The 15,658-nt window shown below is 71.5% G+C and carries 15 protein-coding genes and 1 CRISPR repeat array; of the genes, 1 reads left to right on the top strand and 14 read right to left on the bottom strand.

Annotation, left to right across the window (positions count from 1 at the left end; all coding sequences use genetic code 11):
* The 6 genes from ACFVSN_RS30720 to ACFVSN_RS30695 all read right to left on the bottom strand — a co-directional run.
* On the bottom strand, positions 1 to 534 hold a 534-nt coding region (locus tag ACFVSN_RS30720; protein ID WP_387956963.1), incomplete at its 3' end, for a pentapeptide repeat-containing protein.
* Positions 535 to 738: 204 nt separating this feature from the next.
* On the bottom strand, positions 739 to 1,293 hold the full coding sequence (locus tag ACFVSN_RS30715) for a hypothetical protein (RefSeq protein WP_387956962.1): 555 nt from the start codon (positions 1,291 to 1,293) through the stop codon (positions 739 to 741).
* Positions 1,294 to 1,357: 64 nt separating this feature from the next.
* The gene (locus ACFVSN_RS30710; protein WP_387956961.1) at positions 1,358 to 1,675 is read right to left on the bottom strand and encodes a hypothetical protein; all 318 of its coding nucleotides are present in this window, start codon (positions 1,673 to 1,675) and stop codon (positions 1,358 to 1,360) included.
* Between the two features lie 109 nt (positions 1,676 to 1,784).
* Positions 1,785 to 2,168, bottom strand: coding sequence for a hypothetical protein (locus tag ACFVSN_RS30705; protein WP_387956960.1), 384 nt, complete (start codon positions 2,166 to 2,168; stop codon positions 1,785 to 1,787).
* A gap of 1,727 nt (positions 2,169 to 3,895) precedes the next feature.
* Positions 3,896 to 4,147, bottom strand: coding sequence for a hypothetical protein (locus ACFVSN_RS30700; protein ID WP_387956959.1), 252 nt, complete (start codon positions 4,145 to 4,147; stop codon positions 3,896 to 3,898).
* Entirely contained in the window at positions 4,144 to 4,401 is a 258-nt protein-coding gene (locus ACFVSN_RS30695; protein WP_387956958.1) for a DnaB-like helicase N-terminal domain-containing protein, read from the bottom strand. Before ACFVSN_RS30695 ends, ACFVSN_RS30700 begins: the two co-directional genes overlap by 4 nt.
* 479 nt (positions 4,402 to 4,880) lie before the next feature.
* Between ACFVSN_RS30695 and ACFVSN_RS30690 the strand changes: the two genes are divergently transcribed.
* Positions 4,881 to 5,249, top strand: a complete 369-nt coding sequence (locus ACFVSN_RS30690) for a hypothetical protein (RefSeq protein WP_387592382.1) — start codon at positions 4,881 to 4,883, stop codon at positions 5,247 to 5,249.
* Between the two features lie 424 nt (positions 5,250 to 5,673).
* On the opposite strand, the gene cas2e is transcribed toward ACFVSN_RS30690, so the two are convergent.
* The 8 genes from cas2e to cas3 form a co-directional block, all read right to left on the bottom strand.
* A complete protein-coding gene (gene cas2e / locus ACFVSN_RS30685; protein ID WP_387956956.1) occupies positions 5,674 to 5,997 on the bottom strand; it encodes a type I-E CRISPR-associated endoribonuclease Cas2e in 324 nt (107 codons plus the stop codon).
* Between the two features lie 28 nt (positions 5,998 to 6,025).
* Positions 6,026 to 6,949, bottom strand: coding sequence for a type I-E CRISPR-associated endonuclease Cas1e (cas1e, locus tag ACFVSN_RS30680; RefSeq protein ID WP_387957022.1), 924 nt, complete (start codon positions 6,947 to 6,949; stop codon positions 6,026 to 6,028).
* A 62-nt stretch (positions 6,950 to 7,011) separates the two neighbouring features.
* Positions 7,012 to 7,668: a type I-E CRISPR-associated protein Cas6/Cse3/CasE gene (gene cas6e / locus ACFVSN_RS30675; RefSeq protein ID WP_387956955.1), complete on the bottom strand. Its 657-nt coding sequence runs from the start codon at positions 7,666 to 7,668 to the stop codon at positions 7,012 to 7,014.
* Positions 7,665 to 8,498 (bottom strand): type I-E CRISPR-associated protein Cas5/CasD, encoded by an 834-nt coding sequence (gene cas5e, locus ACFVSN_RS30670; protein WP_387956954.1) that lies wholly within the window; start codon positions 8,496 to 8,498, stop codon positions 7,665 to 7,667. The genes cas6e and cas5e overlap by 4 nt, the downstream gene beginning before the upstream one ends.
* On the bottom strand, positions 8,495 to 9,667 hold the full coding sequence (cas7e, locus tag ACFVSN_RS30665; RefSeq protein ID WP_387956953.1) for a type I-E CRISPR-associated protein Cas7/Cse4/CasC: 1,173 nt from the start codon (positions 9,665 to 9,667) through the stop codon (positions 8,495 to 8,497). Before cas7e ends, cas5e begins: the two co-directional genes overlap by 4 nt.
* Before the next feature lie 53 nt (positions 9,668 to 9,720).
* Positions 9,721 to 10,503 (bottom strand): type I-E CRISPR-associated protein Cse2/CasB, encoded by a 783-nt coding sequence (gene casB, locus ACFVSN_RS30660; protein ID WP_387956952.1) that lies wholly within the window; start codon positions 10,501 to 10,503, stop codon positions 9,721 to 9,723.
* Positions 10,500 to 12,095, bottom strand: a complete 1,596-nt coding sequence (casA, locus tag ACFVSN_RS30655; protein ID WP_387956951.1) for a type I-E CRISPR-associated protein Cse1/CasA — start codon at positions 12,093 to 12,095, stop codon at positions 10,500 to 10,502. The genes casB and casA overlap by 4 nt, the downstream gene beginning before the upstream one ends.
* 211 nt (positions 12,096 to 12,306) lie before the next feature.
* Positions 12,307 to 15,135: a CRISPR-associated helicase Cas3' gene (gene cas3, locus ACFVSN_RS30650; RefSeq protein ID WP_387956950.1), complete on the bottom strand. Its 2,829-nt coding sequence runs from the start codon at positions 15,133 to 15,135 to the stop codon at positions 12,307 to 12,309.
* 222 nt (positions 15,136 to 15,357) lie between these two features.
* A CRISPR array of direct repeats spans positions 15,358 to 15,630; the repeat unit is 29 nt; unit sequence CTCCTCCCCGCGCCCGCGGGGGTCAGCCG.
* Between the last annotated feature and the right edge of the window lie 28 nt (positions 15,631 to 15,658).

The following is a 15,658-nucleotide window of genomic DNA, read 5'->3' as shown; positions in this document are numbered from 1 at the left end:
GGTGAACGTTGCCCTGTCGAACCGGGCGTTGCCGGTGAACCTCGCCCAGTCGAACGAGGCGTCGCCGGTGAACGTCACCCAGTCGAACGAGGCGTTGCCGGTGAACCTCGCCCCGTAGAACGAGGCGGAGCCGGTGAACGTTGCCCTGTCGAACCGGGCGTTGCCGGTGAACCTCGCCCAGTCGAACGAGGCGTCGCCGGTGAACGTCACCCAGTCGAACGAGGCGTCGCCACCGAACCTCGCCTCGCTGAACCAGGCGCGGCCGAGGTGGGGCCGTCCTGTGGTGGGGTCCTGGAGGGCTCGGAGGAGTTCCACGAGGAGGGCCGGGGTGAAGGGGGTGCCGCTGTGGTCAATGTCGGTGCCGGGGGACAGCGAGGCGAGGTACCGGCGTCGTTTGCGTCGTGGGAGGTGCGCCAGACAGGAGGTGTAGCCGCGGACGCGGATGCCCCGGCAGCCGACCGGGTCGGCTGCCGGGACGGCGCCGTGCCCGCAGTGCGCCCAGTCGGGTGGTTGCGGCGAGGGGTCCCTTCTCATGGCCCCGGGACCGTCCGGTGCGTCATGGCGCCCATCGTCGGTCGGCCGGCATGACCGCGGCGGCGTGCGGGGACGGCCCGGCGCGTTGGTTCACCCGCCCGGCGGACAGGCGGTAGGTGGCGATCAGCTTGGCGAGAGTGGCTTAGCGGCCTTTGGGCATTCGCAGGCCGGTCACAGTGATCACCGGCGGCTCGGTGTCCGGGCTCACCATGTAGGTGACGGCGAGGACTCCCAGCAGCGCGACGCGGTCGTCCTCGGCGGCTTGCGTGCGAGCCAGGCTCGGCCCGCCGTAGGGATCGGTCGCCAGATCGTCCAGCCCGGCGAGCAGGTCTCCGATCGTGGTGTCCGCCAGCAGCGCGCGTAGGGCCTGCCGTTGAGCGCGCCGAAGGGGATCCCCGCGAACCGCTCGGCGCCGTCGAGCCCGCGCAGCTGCTCGAGGGCCGTGTCGGTCAGGACCACGCGGTAGCGGCGCGGCCGGCTCACCAGGCCGCCAGCGCCGGGAAGACCTCGGCCAGATCGTGAACCTCGAGCGTGCCGGCGGCGCGCGGCCTCGGCAGCCTCGGTGACGGCGGCGTCGTTCGCGGTCTGCGCGACTGCGGCCCACAGCCCGACGATGGAGAACAGGTCCGCGGGGTCGGCCATGTCCAGGGCCAGCTGGAAAGTCGGCCGCAGCTCGGCGGGCAGGGCCTGACGGACGGCACCGACCGTACAAGGCCGGTCAATCGGCCCCAGCAGGACCTCATGCGGCTGCACGGTCATCACCCCTCCAGAATTCGCCTGGTGAGCTGGTGTGCGGGCCCGGAAAGCGCGTCAGGCAGTCTCGTCACCGGTCTCCGCCGGCGATGCGGAGCCGGGCGAACACGTCGGCGGCCGGGGTCCACTGCTGGCCGCCGATCGGCGCGGCGAGGGAGTCCATGGCCTCGGGGCTGGTGCCCAGGGTCAGGCAATGGCGGTAGGTGGCGATCACCTCGGCGACGGCGGCGAGGTCATCGATCGGGGAGGGGCCGAGGGCGACGGCCAGGGCCTGCTCGAAGGCCTCGCGGTCGCCGGGCAGGCCGTAGCGGGAGAGCGCGGTGCGCGGCTCGTGCAGGATGGCCAGCGTCGGCACGGCGGGGTCCTGGTGGCCGGTCTGGGTGGTCACCTAGGCCTTCTCGGTGATGGCGGGCGCCGGGACGGCGGACCGCAGGGTCGACGGCGGCGGGCGGCGGGCGGGTGGTGGCCCCGCAGGTGCTGGGCCACCACCAGGTGGTTCAGCCCAGACGCCAGCCGTTGCGGAAGTCCTCGGCCTCCTCGGTGGTCTTGGGGAGCCGGGCGGCGACCAGTGCCGCCAGTGCCGCCTGTTCGACGGCTGCGATCCACAGCTGTCCGGCGCGCCTGCCCACGCCCAGGTGGTCGCCGACGAGCTTGGCAATGGCTTCACGCTGATCAGCGCTGACCTCGTCGAACCCGGAAAGCAGGAGTCCGGCGAGCGCCGTCTCGGTTGGATGGGCGTGGGTTAGGCGCATCGAGCCCTCCAGGTTGCCCAGCAGGAAGTAGCCGTTCTTGGCGGCCTTCCCGAAGGCCCGCCAGAACTCGGGGTCGTGTTTCGGGGTGGGCAGTGCGGCGAAGAGGGGGTCCAGCCAAGGTGAGCCCAAAAGCCGCCACGGGATGATCTTGAGGTGAAGTAGCTGGCTCCTGGGGCTGGACGGGCGGGCGTCCGACGCGGCCGGAGCGTCGGCTCGGGGCCCGGCACCGTCCGTGGGAACCTCGCGCCATGGTCTAGCACTACCGCACACCGTCGAGCCGCTGACGGTCGGAGGGCTTCGCCTGTTGCTGGCCGGCCTGGCCCCGGGGTCCTACCCCTGACCCCAGCCGCAAAGTAGCGAGACGATCGGTGCTGGTCGGAGAGGCCTGGGGCTACTCGGTTGCTTCGGCTTCGGAGGTCATGGATGCCGCAAGGGGCGCCGGAGTTGAGCCACATCCGGGCAGCACCGTCACGACCACAACGGCCGAGGTGAGCGGCGGCACCCGGTGATCCGATCGAACGGGACCTGCAATGTCGTCCAAACAGATGACCTCGCTGCCACGTCTGCTCCGCCTGGTTTCGATCCGAACTTACGTTGCTCCCAGGACGGCCTTCAATCGAAGCCGGCCCAGATCGTTTGTGGAGGTCACACCAATGCCCTTTCCTTCGGGCGAGTCCATTTCGAGACGCTGGATTGCTCGGGTAGGCGTCCTCTCGACAGCCACGGTCTGCCTGACAACGACGCTCCTCGGCGGCGCAGCACACGCCTCAATTCCCGGGGCAGGTGGCGTCTTCACCGGGTGCTACAACCGGCTCACCGGCGACCTGCGTGTCATCAATTATGAAGCCGGCCAGCGCTGCTCAGTCTTCGAGCGGCTGGTTACCTGGAGTCAGACCGGTCCTGCGGGACCGGCAGGAGCGGCGGGACCGGCGGGACCGGCAGGACCGGCAGGACCGGCAGGACCGGCAGGACCGGCAGGACCGGCAGGACCGGCAGGAGCGGCGGGACCGGCAGGACCGGCAGGAGCGGCGGGACCGGCAGGACCGGCAGGACCGTCTGGTGCTGCCAATCTCACCGAGGTAGACGCTTTGAACACGACCGCGCCTGTGGCTGGGGGCGCTAATTCCTATGCCGTCTGTCCGGCGGGCCAAACGGCCGTTTCCGGAGGGTTCATTCTGCAGGGTGCCGGCGACAAGCTGACTATCACCGAGTCGAATCGCACCACGACCAACACCCCAAACGACACCTGGCACGTCCTCGCCCAGAACAACGGTGACTCGGACGGGGAAGTCGCTGCCATCGCCTATTGCTCACCCTGAGGCACGCAGGCTGAGAGCCTCACTCCATCGCCTGTCCTGTGCGCAGGTCGAGTCGGCTGTGGAGCAGGTTAACGACAAGTGCGATTCAGCGCGTTGCTCACGGGCCGCGAGCGGTACGCGCGAACTCGGCGCCGCCGTGAGCATCCCCGAGATGCGGGAATCGAGCCGTGCACAACGGCGTGGGCTACTTTGCGGCTGGGGTCAGAGATAGGACTCCGGGGCCGGCCTGGACGACTCCACCCCGATCGAGGTCGTCGTCCCGACCGGCCCGAGCACCGAGTGCGGCATCCGCGACGAACAGCCTCTGGTCCTCACCGGCGGCTCCGGGGACTGGACCGTCGGCATCGCCACCAGCCGCCCCATCCTGACCCTGGACGCCGACTACCCGCCCGGCTTCTACAAGCGGCTCGACAACGGCCGCCACGTCCCCGACCACCGGTAGGTAGGCCGCCCCCGGACGGGGGCGGCCGGGCGGGATCAGGGGCAGGCTGGAGGTAGGGCCGGGGACCGGAACGCGGAGCGCGCCGCCCTGGCCCGTCAGGCCGTGCCCGCCGCGGGCGGCGGGCGGCCGGTGACGGCGAGGATCTCCGCCATGCAGTCCGCGAGGACGTGGGCGATCGGGGCCTCGCTCTGCGCGAGCTGGTCTATCCGCAGGGCGGTCTCGATGAGCCGGCGGCGCAGCGCGGTTTCGCGCACCAGGTCGAGCATCAGGCCCGCGGCGGCGATGCTCCTGACGCCGTTGACCAGGGAATACAGGTAGTCGGCGCCTCCCGCACCGGGCCAGCTCACGGCGTTTGGCGAGTTCGGCGGCCGTAGTGATCGGGTCGGCTGGCCCCCGCAGCGTATAGGGCGAGGATCGCGCCGTGGATCCGTTCGTGTGCGGGCCGGTAGAAGTCCTCCGCGTGGATCGTCTCGACGACGTCGGCGATGAAGTCCTTGGAGCGCAGCATCGCGCCGAGGACGATCTGCTCGGCGGCCACGTCGTGCGGCACCTCGAAGGTGACGCTGCCCGGCTGATGCCCCGCCGACGCACTCTCGCTCAACTTCCGAACCCTCCGGTAGCACCTTCGCCGGGTCTGTCCTCCACGTCCGGCTTGCGCGAAAGGATCGCCGATCCGGTGGCGCCGTGTCCGGTGAATGCTGACATCGGCACGGGTCGATCGGACACGAGGTAACCGTCGGCAGGTGCCACCACTGCGCTGCTCACGCTGCCCCCGCGCACGGCAGGGCCGTTCCGGCCGGCTGCAGGGGGATCGCTCCGGCACGGTGGGCACGGGCGACGGCGAGCGCGGCTTGGTGGCGGGCGAGGACTTCGCCGGCGAGGGCGGCGATGGAGCCGCCCTCCAGGTAGGCCGTGAGAACGGACGGTGCCGGTCTTGGCGGCCGGGAGGTGCCGTCCAGCAGCGTCCGGGGGTGTACAGGGTCGTCCGGATTCTGCGTTGTGCTCCGTACCGTCGGCTGCTGAGCTTCAAGGTGCGCCCCGGCACCGGCTCAGGGCGGGACCGACGAACCGGAGGGTTCCATGCGATTCACCAGGACCAGGAAGCGTGCCTCGGCCGCCGCGCTCGCCGTGGTGGCGATGGGCGTGACCGGAGTGGGGAGCGCGACCTCGGCACAGGCAGCCGAGGGCTCCTGGACGATCCGCAGCGGCGGCTGCCTCGCGTTAGAGAAGGTCGAACTCCAGAGCGGCCACGACCACATGGCGATCGATCCGATCGCCGCCCCCAGCGGCTGTACGTTCGGCATCATGAACGTGAACACCGGCCAGTGGGCGTACGGCCCGACCACCTACCCCGGCCAGTCGCCATGGTTGTACGACGGCCCGGGCATGAGCCTGCAGGCGTGCACGTGGGGGCCGCGCAGCACAGAGGTGTGCGGCCCGTCCAACTGAGCCGCCACAGCGCGCGGCCCGGGCAACTGACGCCGAACGCTCCGGGACGAGGCGAGGGCGGGTGTGCGCCCGGCCGCACGCCGCCGCGACGGTGATACGGCACCGCCGGACCGACACGCGCCTGACCGCCTCCGGCCAACCGATCGGCAGCACCGAACACCAACAGAGTCACCCTGCTCGGTGCACCCGCAACGCTGCTGACCAGGCGGCGCAGGGCTATCCGAGAGCCGCCGGGACCCCCGCCGGCAGGGGCACCTCGTCAAGCCGCAAGGGGCCACCGGGAAACTGGAACATCAGGTTCTTCAGCGGGTCCGGCTCGTACGCGGTGTCCCCGATCGCGGTGAGCAGCGCCCTCAGCCTCGGGTAGGGCGCCTGAAGCGCCCTCTCGATCGCCCAGGGGGCCCGCAGCGCCTGACCTGCGACGTCATCGGGAGTTTGCTACTTCTTGACCTTCATAGCGCTGTTGACGGGCCATTGTGACCAGTGTTAGCCCATCGAAGTCAATGGGCCTCCGCTGTTGCTCACCAGCAGTGCGAAGTTCGAAGCCTTGCTCGTTGGATGCCGGGTAGGCCAGGACTGCCACTCCGCTTCCGATGCATTCACTGACAGCGTGCCAGAGCTCGTCACGGACCTTGGCGGAGATGGTTCCGACGTACAGCTGGGGTGTGACTTCGAGGAGCCAGCGGGTGAGGGCTCCTCGGACGTGGTCGGGGACGGCGGTGGCGGACAGCACGGTCATCGTCGCCATGGCTGTCCCGTCGGGTGGTTGGGCGTTCTCACAGCGGCTGCTCCGTCGAGTAGTTCACGCCGCCCGGGAGCACGCCCGATACCGGGTCCCACAGGTCCACGAGCTGTTCCTCGGGGTCCGGAAGGGTGATGTCCTGACCTGGGGCGAGCAGGCGCTGGATGTCGGTGACGATGCGCGGTAGGAGCCGGAACAGGCGTAGGCCATCGCGGAAGCCGCGGCGCGCGTCGGCTTCGGGCTGCGGCGAGGCGTGGAGGGAAAAGGCCAGGGGGATGGTGAGTTCGGCTTTGTAGAGGTCGGCGATGTCGTAGACGAAGGCCTGCTGGTTGCCGTTGTGGATGAAGCCGAGGGCCGGCGAGCAGCCGAGGGCGAGGATGGCGGCGTGGACGATGCCGTAGAGGCAGGTGTTGGCTGAGGAGAGCGCGAGGTTGACGGGGTCCTGGGTGTCCCAGGATTTGGGGTCGTAGTTGCGGCGGAAGCGGCCGATGCGGTGTTGCTGGGCGAGGAGGCGGTAGTGGGCCTTGACCCGGTCGCCTTCGAGGCCGCGGAGCTTGTTGAGGGTGGCGCCGGGCGGCGCTGCGCCGCGGCCGAAGCGCTGTTCGTACATGGCCCTGGCGACGGCGAGGCGGGTGGTGTCGTCGGCCCATGCCCGGGCTTGGCGTTCGAGCCAGGTGGTGGTGAGGGAGTCGGGGAGGGTGGCGGCGTAGCAGCGGACTCCGCCGGATCCGGCGATGACGACGGTGGTGCCGTGGCGGGCGAGGGTGGTGAGGGCCCGGGCGGTGATGGAGGTGCCGGGGCCGAGGAGGACGCAGCTGAGGGCGGCGGTGGGGAGGTAGACGGTTTCGGTGCCGCGGCTGGGGGTGGTGACTTCGGCGCAGACGCCGGTGTCGTCCTGGACGATGCGGACGATGTCGAGGTAGAGGAAGGACAGGGAGTCGGCGATGCGCGGGAGCATGGCGACAGTGGGAGCCGCCAGTTTGCGGCGGGCGGCTCCGGGGTCGGGGCGGCGTCGGGTGGTCACTGGGGTTCCCGGTGGGGGGCGATGCTGAGGAGTCCGCAGCCGTAGGCCTTGCCCTTGCCGATGCCGTCGGCGAGGCGGGTGCGCAGGCGGTGGGCGTCGGTGATGACGGCGGTGCCCTCGAAGAGGGTCCGGTTGTGCTGGACCGGGCGCTGGTCGCTGCGCCGGTTGCCCCGGGAAGCGTCCAGGGGGCTGGAGTGGAGGATGCCCAGGCGCAGGCCGGTGGCTTCGGCCTGGCGGGCCCACCAGTCGTCGGCGGCCGTGCCCTGGAGGGGGACGACGGCTTTGAGCTGGTAGAGCTCGCGGGTGGTGCGGCCGGGTTTGCGGATGGGGTTGGCGGCGATGCGGTAGCGGATGTGGAGGCCTGGGCGGAGGGCGTCCAGCAGGGGGGTGAGGGTTTTGGTGTCGGCCTGGCCGTAGCCGGTGGGGAGGCGGGCGAGGTCTGGTGGTTGGGCGCTTTGGAGGAGGATCTGGTGGCCCGCCGGCGTGGTTTCGCTGCGGAAGAGGATGCCGAGGCGTCGGCGGGGTTCGGTGTCGGCGACGTTGTCGGGGAAGAGCGACATCATGCGGTGGTGGAGGTCGACGGCGCCGGCGGTGTCGCGGCGGGCGTCGCGGCTGCGCGGGTCGGGGATGATGCGGGTCAGCCACAGGCTCATGCGTGGATGCTTTCGGGACGGCTCGTGTGCTGGTCGAGGTGGTCGGCGAGGGCGGTGAGGTAGGTGGTGCCGAGGCCTTTGCAGCGGTTGCCGGGCAGGGTGAGGGTGCGCTGGTAGCGGGGGCGGGCCCGGTAGGCCCGGCGGCGGGGGTGGAAGGTGAGGGGGTCGTCGGTCACCTCGCCCGCGGGGGTGCGTCCGGTTGTGCTCTCGCCGGGCTGGGGGTGGTCGCCGAGCCGGTCGAGTGGTTGGTCGCCGTGGAACACGATGTCGACGGTGGCGGCGTCGCTGGTGGGTTTGCGGCGGGCGATGGGCAGGTCGACGAGGTGTTGCAGGGACTCGTCGACGAGGCCGAGCAGGAGAGGGCCCTCGGGCGGGCAGGAGCGCCTGCCGAGGTAGGGGGGCCAGTGCGGGTTGCGCAGCGCGTCGGCCCATTCCTCGAGGAGGGCGGCTTCGGCGGTGATGGCCGCGGTGAAGGCCGCGTCGGTGAGGTAGTAGCGGTGGGAGAGCAGGGTGGCGGTGGCGCCGGAGCGCTTCTTGCCTTCGGCGGTGGTGACGGTGCGGGAGGCGGGCAGGCCGCCGCCGACGGTGTGCAGGTCGCGAAGGATGGTGCCCGGCCGGTCGGCGCGGACGGTCAGCGAGAGGGTCGCGAGGTCGCTGATGTCGTCGCCGCGCTTGCGGCCGAGGGCGGCGGCCAGCAGTCCGATGACGCCGGAGCGGGTGGGGAAGGGTGCGGTGTCGCGCTCGTTGAACTCGCTGATCTCGCCCCAGGACTGCAGCGGTGCGGCCAGGCGCAGGAGCAGGCCCCGCTCACCGGCGGTGTCGGGGCTCATGCGCCGGCCTTGGCGGGGGCGGCGGCGAAGGCGGCCTCGATGGCGGTGTCGATGAGGTCGGGGAAGGAGTCGACCCGGGTGCCGAGGCCGGCGAGGTCCTTCTCCTCGAGGCTGGCCCACGCGGCGGCGAGGGTGCCGCGCCCGCCGAGGAGCTTGTGGGCGGCGGTGGCGTAGCGGGCGAGCGCGGCGCGGGAGGCCGGCGCGTAGCCGCCGTGGTCTCGGGAGAGGACGGGCTGTTCGAACGCGGCGGCGTAGGACAGGGGGCGGTCGCTGCGGACGGCGATGTGGGCGAGGTCGGGGATGGTGTGGGGTGCGGTGGCGGTCTTCTTGGCGCGCGGGAGGGAGAGGATGAAGGCCTCGGCGAAGCCGGCGGCGAGTTCGCGGGCGGCGGCGCGGTCGCCGCCGAGGTTGTGCGCGAGGTCGGCGAGGTCGACGGTGGCGTAGCGGTAGAAGACGCCAGCGCTGAATTCGGCGTGGCCCATGTGGGCGCTGCCGGTGGTGTCGCCCCAGGCGGAGGTGACGTCGTCGACGGCGGAGAAGTAGTCGAGTTCGACGTCGGTCGGGTGCGTGGTGAGGGCGTGGGCGACCTGGACGGCGCCGTCGACGCCGGCGTCGTCGACTTCGGCGAGCATGCGGCCGAAGAGGTTGATGACGCCGTTGCGGGTGCGCAGGATGGCGTCGATGGTGTCCTTGGGCAGGACGCTCTTGTCGGTGGTCTTCTTGATGTCCTTGGCGTTCTCGAGGTCGGTGCGGTGCTTCGCGGCGAGGGCGGCGAGTTCGGCGACGGCGGTCTCGGGGACGTACACCATGGCGTTGGTGGTGATGACGGGCGAGTCCTTGGCGGTCTCGAACTTGATGGAGCTGCCGGCGGCGATGTGCTGGCCGGCGCGCTGGGCAAGTCCGGTGGGCCAGCCGTGCTCGTCGGCGAGGAGGCGGGTGACGCGTGCTCCGATGCGGCGGGTGCGCAGGGCCTGCTCGCCGAAGTTGTCCTGGTAGTACTCGCGGACGGCGCGCTTCCAGGACTGGCTGCTGACGCGAGTGCGCTCGGTGTCGCCGTAACGGACGGTCTTCACGGAGTTGTTGTCGTCCCGGTTGAGGTTGGCGAACGGGACGCTCTGGACAACGTGGATGTCGAGGAAACGGGCGGTGGTGCGGTCGGCGGCGGGCATGCTCTTCTCCTTCGGGGCGGGTGTACGGGTGGTCGTGCGGGCCAGGTAACCGGTCAGGCGCCGGAATTCTCGGTGCCGTCGGCGTCGTCGGCCTGGTGGTCGTCCTGTTCGCGGGCCTTGCGTTCGCCGTCCTTCTGCAGGGTCCGGTGGTAGTCCTGGAGCCAGGTCCGCTTGATGGTCGCGGAGCGGCGCCGCCACTGGCAGAGGTCGACGAGGAGCCGGGCCCAGTCGACCTCGACGTCGCGGTCGCGCAGCTGGCGGACGGCGCCGGGCAGGTGGCGGTGCAGTCCGTCGGTGCTCTGGCGTGTCAGGAGGTTGAGACGGGTCTCGGCGGAGCTCTCCCGCAGCCCGCTTCCCTGGCCGCCCTTGATCACGCCATCGGCGAACGCATGGCCGAGGCTGCGCGAGAAGATCCGCCTCGAAGCAGCGGGGCCGGGGCCGTTCTGCGGGCCGGACGCGTCCGCTTCCTCCGGCCCGCCCGCCGGGGTGTCCTTCCGCGGTGCCTCGTTCTTCGCAGCGGCGTACTGGTCACGGCGCTGTGCGGCGATCAGGGACGCGACGGTGTAGTAGGCGCGCTGGACGTCGCGGTTGCGCGTCTGCTCGTCGGTGAGCCAGGAGGCTACGAAGCGGTGCATGAACGGCACGGCGTCGAGGTCCTTGCCCACCCCGCGGCGCAAGGCCGCGCGCACCCCGGAGTCCTCGTGGCTGCGCTTGTCGATCCACGTGGTGAAGGCGCGTGCCCGTCCCGGGGCAGGGATCACATCGGAGGCCTTCGGGCGGGGGACCTCGTCGTCGGAGGGCTTGGTGGGACCCGGGATGGCGGCGGTGTGGCTCACGTGTCCTCCGTGCTCGTGGTGCGGGTGCCGGTGCCGGCGGTCCTGGCGGGCTGCTTCACGGGGCCGCCGTAGAGCTCGATGCGCGCGGCCGTGACGGCCCTGGCCCCGCGCATGGTTCCGAGCGCGCCGTAGGTGACGGTGTCGTAGGCCCGCTCGGCAAGCTGCCGGAAGGCCGCGGGCGCGGCGTCGAAGTCGCGTTCGCCGAGGCGCTTCCAGAACTCGGCCTCGGCGACGGGCCAGTAGCGGGCCGCGGCGTCGACGGCCCACGTGCAGTCGCGGATCTTCGGGGCGTCGGTGAATCCTGCCCAGGCCTTCTTGACCGCCCGGCTGAGACGGTTGCCGTACCGCTCGCCCAGGACGCGGAGCCGGCCGATCTCGATCGCGATCGCCGCTCCCTCGGCGCGCTCGACGAACCCGAGCACGGGCGGCGTCGTGGCGTCGACGAACTGCACGTCCTTGGCCTGCCCGTCCTGTTCGAAGCCGAGCGCGCGCACCCTCAGCTCCTCCGAGACCTCCGAGGCGGTCGAGAACACGGCCGGACGCCGCGGCTTCGCGCTGCCGGCCGGATCCTGCAGCAGCAGGGCGTCCAGGTCACGCCACAGAGCCCGGCGGGAGTCGGCCGGCCGCGGGTACGCATTCCCTTCCTTGCTCGTCTGCCAGATCAGATAGGGGTCGCCCTCGCGGGGAATCTTGTCGCGGAAGGCCCAGGTGATGAACGCGTCCCGCACAAGCCAGCCCTCGGCGTCGGGCACCAGCAGCAGCGCGTGCTGGGACCGGGCCGTGAGCTCGGAGCACGGCCCCTTGAGAGCCGGCGGCGCGGCGACGGGGTCGGGCAGGTCCTCACGCTCCCACGGACACAGGTCACTGCCGCGCCGCACGTCACGGCGGGGCTCGGGAAGCCCGGCCAGAAGCGACTCGAACAGCGACTCGCCCTCGGGATGGTAGGAGAGCGTGCTGCGCAGCGGGCCCGCCGTGCTGTTGGCGGCCTTGACGCTTCCGACCATGCGGCTGGAGCACCGCCCGGAGGGGCCGTAGTAGTGCCAGACGAGCAGGTGCAGGACGGCCTGGGCCGGGGTGGGCAGGTCGGGAGCCGCGCTGTTGACGTGCTGGAACCAGGAGTGGTTGTTGCCCGAGGGGCGGGTGGTGATGAGCTTGTCGACGCCGGCGGTGTTCGCCGGGTCGCACTGCCCGGCCAGGCGCGGGTCCTGGAGGAAGGGGCGTACGGGGTCGAACAGGTCGAAGCGGTGGCGGTGGCGTTCGGCGAACTCCGCGACCTTCGCCGCATCGAAGCGTCCGTCGTCCACGAGGTGGATGCGGCGCGTCGACCAGTTGCCGGGCCCGGCTTCGTCGAGTCCCGTCAGGCGGGCGGTCAGCGCGTACAGGACGCGGTACAGCGCGGACAGGGCCGGCGGGATGGCGATCGCGATGCGTTCGATCCGGTGGGCGTGCACCAGGAGCTCACGCAGCCCGACCGCGTCCGGGCGGGCCGGGTCGTCGCCGTCTGGGTGATCGTCCTCTTCATCGCAGGGGAGCCACCGGACGGGGATCCACGGTTCGTCGAAGAGGTTGTAGGCGGGTGGTGCGGATGACATGCGGCCTCCGGCGAGGCGGGTACGGGTGATCACAAGGGTGGGTAGGCTCTGCGCGGTCCCCGCGCCGAGCGGGGGTGAGCCGTGCGGTGCTTAGGAAGCGGCCGCATCGGTGAAACGGTCCCCGCGCAGGCGGGGGTCACGCTGCTCCCGGACGGGCACCCCGTCCGGGAGCAGCACGTTCAAAGTAGTGCCAAGTGCGGTGCTTAAGAGGCTAGTTCGCGGAAATTCCCACGTTCGAGTACTCAACGTGCCGCTCCCCCAGCCGGCCCGTCCAGCGCTCACCGTCCCAGCGCATACGCAACAGCGCGAGGTCGGCCAGCAACGGCCGCTTGCTCCAGGACCGCGGTACAGCGTTCTCCTCGGTGCGCCCGGCAAGCCAGCTGCCGGGCAGCGGCACGGTGTGCCGCGTGACCAGCGCGATGGCATCCCGGTCCACCGTGCCCGTGGGCAGCGGCACATGGCGGTCGGGGGCGAGGCTCCATCCCCTCTGCTCGGTCTCGAACACGCACACGGCCCGTCCGCTGTCCGCCCCGAGACGGGTGGTCAGCATCTCCTCCGAGATGCCGAAGCCGCGCTCGCTCAGCCGGAACAGGTCGTCGACCACGTCGTACGGAGCGTCGATCGCCGTCAGTTCCGCGATCTGCTCCTCGGCGACGCCCGAGGCGATCCGCTCCGCGTCCATCCGCTCGAGCTCCCGCGCGGCGGCCGGCTCCAGGCCGGACCCGAAGTCCTCCGCGTAGACGTCGTCGACCAGCTGCTGGACATCCCCCGGCACGCCGACCGCCCCGCCGGGAATCCTCTCCAGCAGCAGGCTGGTACGACGCAGCAGGGAAGCGTCGTACACGGTGCCCCACGAGCGCGGCGCTGCCACGCGGTCCTTGTCGTCGAGGGGTTCCAGCACGATCAGGCCCGGCTCGGCCGGGTCCCCGGTCCACGCCGGGCGGTGGGGGCGGTCGTGGCGCTTCCCGCGGCCGGCCCGCTGAAGGAGCTGCGCGAGCGGGGCGAGGTCCGAGACGACGAGGTCGAAGTCGAGGTCGAGGGACTGCTCGACGATCTGGGTGGCCACCAGGACCGAGCCGGCGCGCCGCGCGGCCGCCTCCGCCTCGGTCTTCGGTTTGCCGTAGGCGGCTTCGCAGTCGGCGGTGATGCTCCGGCGCTCGTGCGCCGGGAAGCGGGAGTGGAGCAGCCTGAGGCCGCCCTCGCGGGCGGCGAGTTCGGGCAGGACCGACCGCAGGTAGCGGTAGGTCCGCTGGGCCTCGTCGACGGTGGTGCAGCAGACCAGGACGCAGCCGCCGCCGTCGCTGACGAGGGCCAGGATCTCGCGCAGGGCCGCCCGGCGCCCGCCGGGCACCGGTGCCACGGCGTCGTCGTCCCGGACGTCCCAGCGCACCCGGCGGGTCTGCACCCGCAGGGTCCGCCTCCGGCTCCTGCCGGCCTCCCGCGGTTCGGACACGGCCCCGCTGGCCGCGTCGACGAACAGCCAGCCCGGGTAGCGGGGCTTCACAGCAGTGGGCTCCTCGAAACCGGCGCCGCGCCGGTAGGCGTCGACCAGCGACGACGCCGCCCGGCCGGTCAGCGTCGCCGACAGCAGCACCACCGGAGCACCGAACGCCCCGAGCCACTCCAGCAGCCGCACCAGCAGGCTGTGCATCCATGGCCCATAGGCATGAGCCTCGTCCACCACCAGCACCTTGCCCGACAGACCGAACAGCCGCAGAAACCCGTAGCGCACCGGCAGCACACCCGTGAGCGCCTGGTCGATCGTGCCATTCGCCAGCGGCGCAAGCAGCCCCCGCCGCCCCGTCCGCAGCCACCGCCCCGCCTCCGTGTCAGCCAGCACCGCCGACCCGTCCACCGCCCCCTCGCCCGGAGCGTAGTCCGGGCTCAGCCACGCCATGCTGTGCAGCAGCGTCAGCGCCCGCTCCCCCTCCACGCACCCGTCCGCGAACTCCCGCACCCGGGCGAACATCGCATCCGCCGTCGCCATCGTCGGCAGCGCGAAATACAGCCCGCCCGCACCCGACGCCCGCGCCATCACCGACGCCGCGTGCAGCGCCGCCTCCGTTTTACCGTCCCCGGTCGGAGCGGTCACCAGCAGCAGCCCCGGACCCCTCACCACGCCGGGCAGCCGATCCGCGATGTCCGCCTGCAACGGGTTCGCACGAAACCCGAACTGCCCGGCGAACGGCTTGCCCAGGAACACCGCACGCCCGAGACCCGCCTCGCGAACCCATCCCGGCGCCTCCCCGGCCGCCTTCGCGAAATGCCCGGCGAGTGCGGCATCATCAGCCACCCACCCCGGCGCCGGCATCCTCGGCTCGATCAGATCGACCTGGCTGGCCAGCCAGTCCGCCACCACCACCAGCCCCGCGACCACCACCGCCAACGGCCCCGGCAGCACCGACTCCAGCGCCTTCTGCGCCCCCACCGTTCGCTGGACCGCGAACGCGTGGGCAAGCCGCTGCGCCCGCCATCCCGGCGCCGTCCCCAGCCCGGGCTGGTGGCCGGAGGGGTCGTTGATCTCCTTGACCAGCAGCGCAGCAGCGAAACAGCCGTGATGACCACCCAGAAGCTGGGCGATCTGATGTGCGGGCGATTGCCTGACAGGTCTGCTCGCAGGCGGGTACCCGCACAGCTCGAAGAACTCGACCAGACCCCGGTGCGTCGCCGCCTCGTGCGCCAGAAACCCCGCACGCCGCGCCGCCGGGTCGTCCTCCGCGTAGCCTGGCTCCTCCTCCAGCTTCGCGAACTCCTCCTTCACCTGCTGCTGAAACTGCGGCGTGATCTTCCCGACATCGTGCAGCCCCGCCCACAGCATCACCAGCCGCCGGGCCTCCTCCTGCGAACCCCCGGCCACCTCCGCAATCCGCCCACGAACCCCCTCACCCAAAACCGCATCCCACAACGCACCGGCCACAGCGGCGGTGTCCAGAAGATGACAGATCACCGGATACGCACCAGGAAGACCATCATGCTTACCCCACAACCGGGCATCCGGCACCACGGCCCCCGACACCTCAACGCGACTGCTGTCATCCATGACTGATGGTCTATCAGCCATCACCGACAATCGACCCAGCAGCAGCCACAAGGGTTAGCCACATCCGCAGCCGTTCGCGCCGACCCGCCTCCAGCCCCCTCTCACACCGAACACAACATGACACGATGAAGCCCGCACCTTGACACCACAACAGCACACCCAACCGACATACAGCACAGTCAAGAAACAGCAAAGCCCCCGCTACGCCGCAGGTCAGAAAGCCTCCTCCCCGCGCCCGCGGGGGTCAGCCGAAGGGGGCCTCGATCTCGAACAGCCTGCTGGCCTCCTCCCCGCGCCCGCGGGGGTCAGCCGACCCGACCGGCGCCGCTGAACCCTGAACGGCACTCCTCCCCGCGCCCGCGGGGGTCAGCCGGACGGGGGCGAGCAGGCCTTCGAGGTGGGTGACTCCTCCCCGCGCCCGCGGGGGTCAGCCGGCCGTGGAAAGCGCGAGGGGGACCTCTAGCGGCTCCTCCCCGCGCCCGCGGGGGTCAGCCGTCCGGCTGCGGTGGATCCCCGGCGAGGG

This window comes from Kitasatospora sp. NPDC057904 (assembly GCF_042887925.1).
Lineage (GTDB): Bacteria > Actinomycetota > Actinomycetes > Streptomycetales > Streptomycetaceae > Kitasatospora.
The sequence above is the reverse complement of the archived record's forward strand: the minus strand, read 5'-3'. Positions and strand labels throughout refer to the sequence as shown.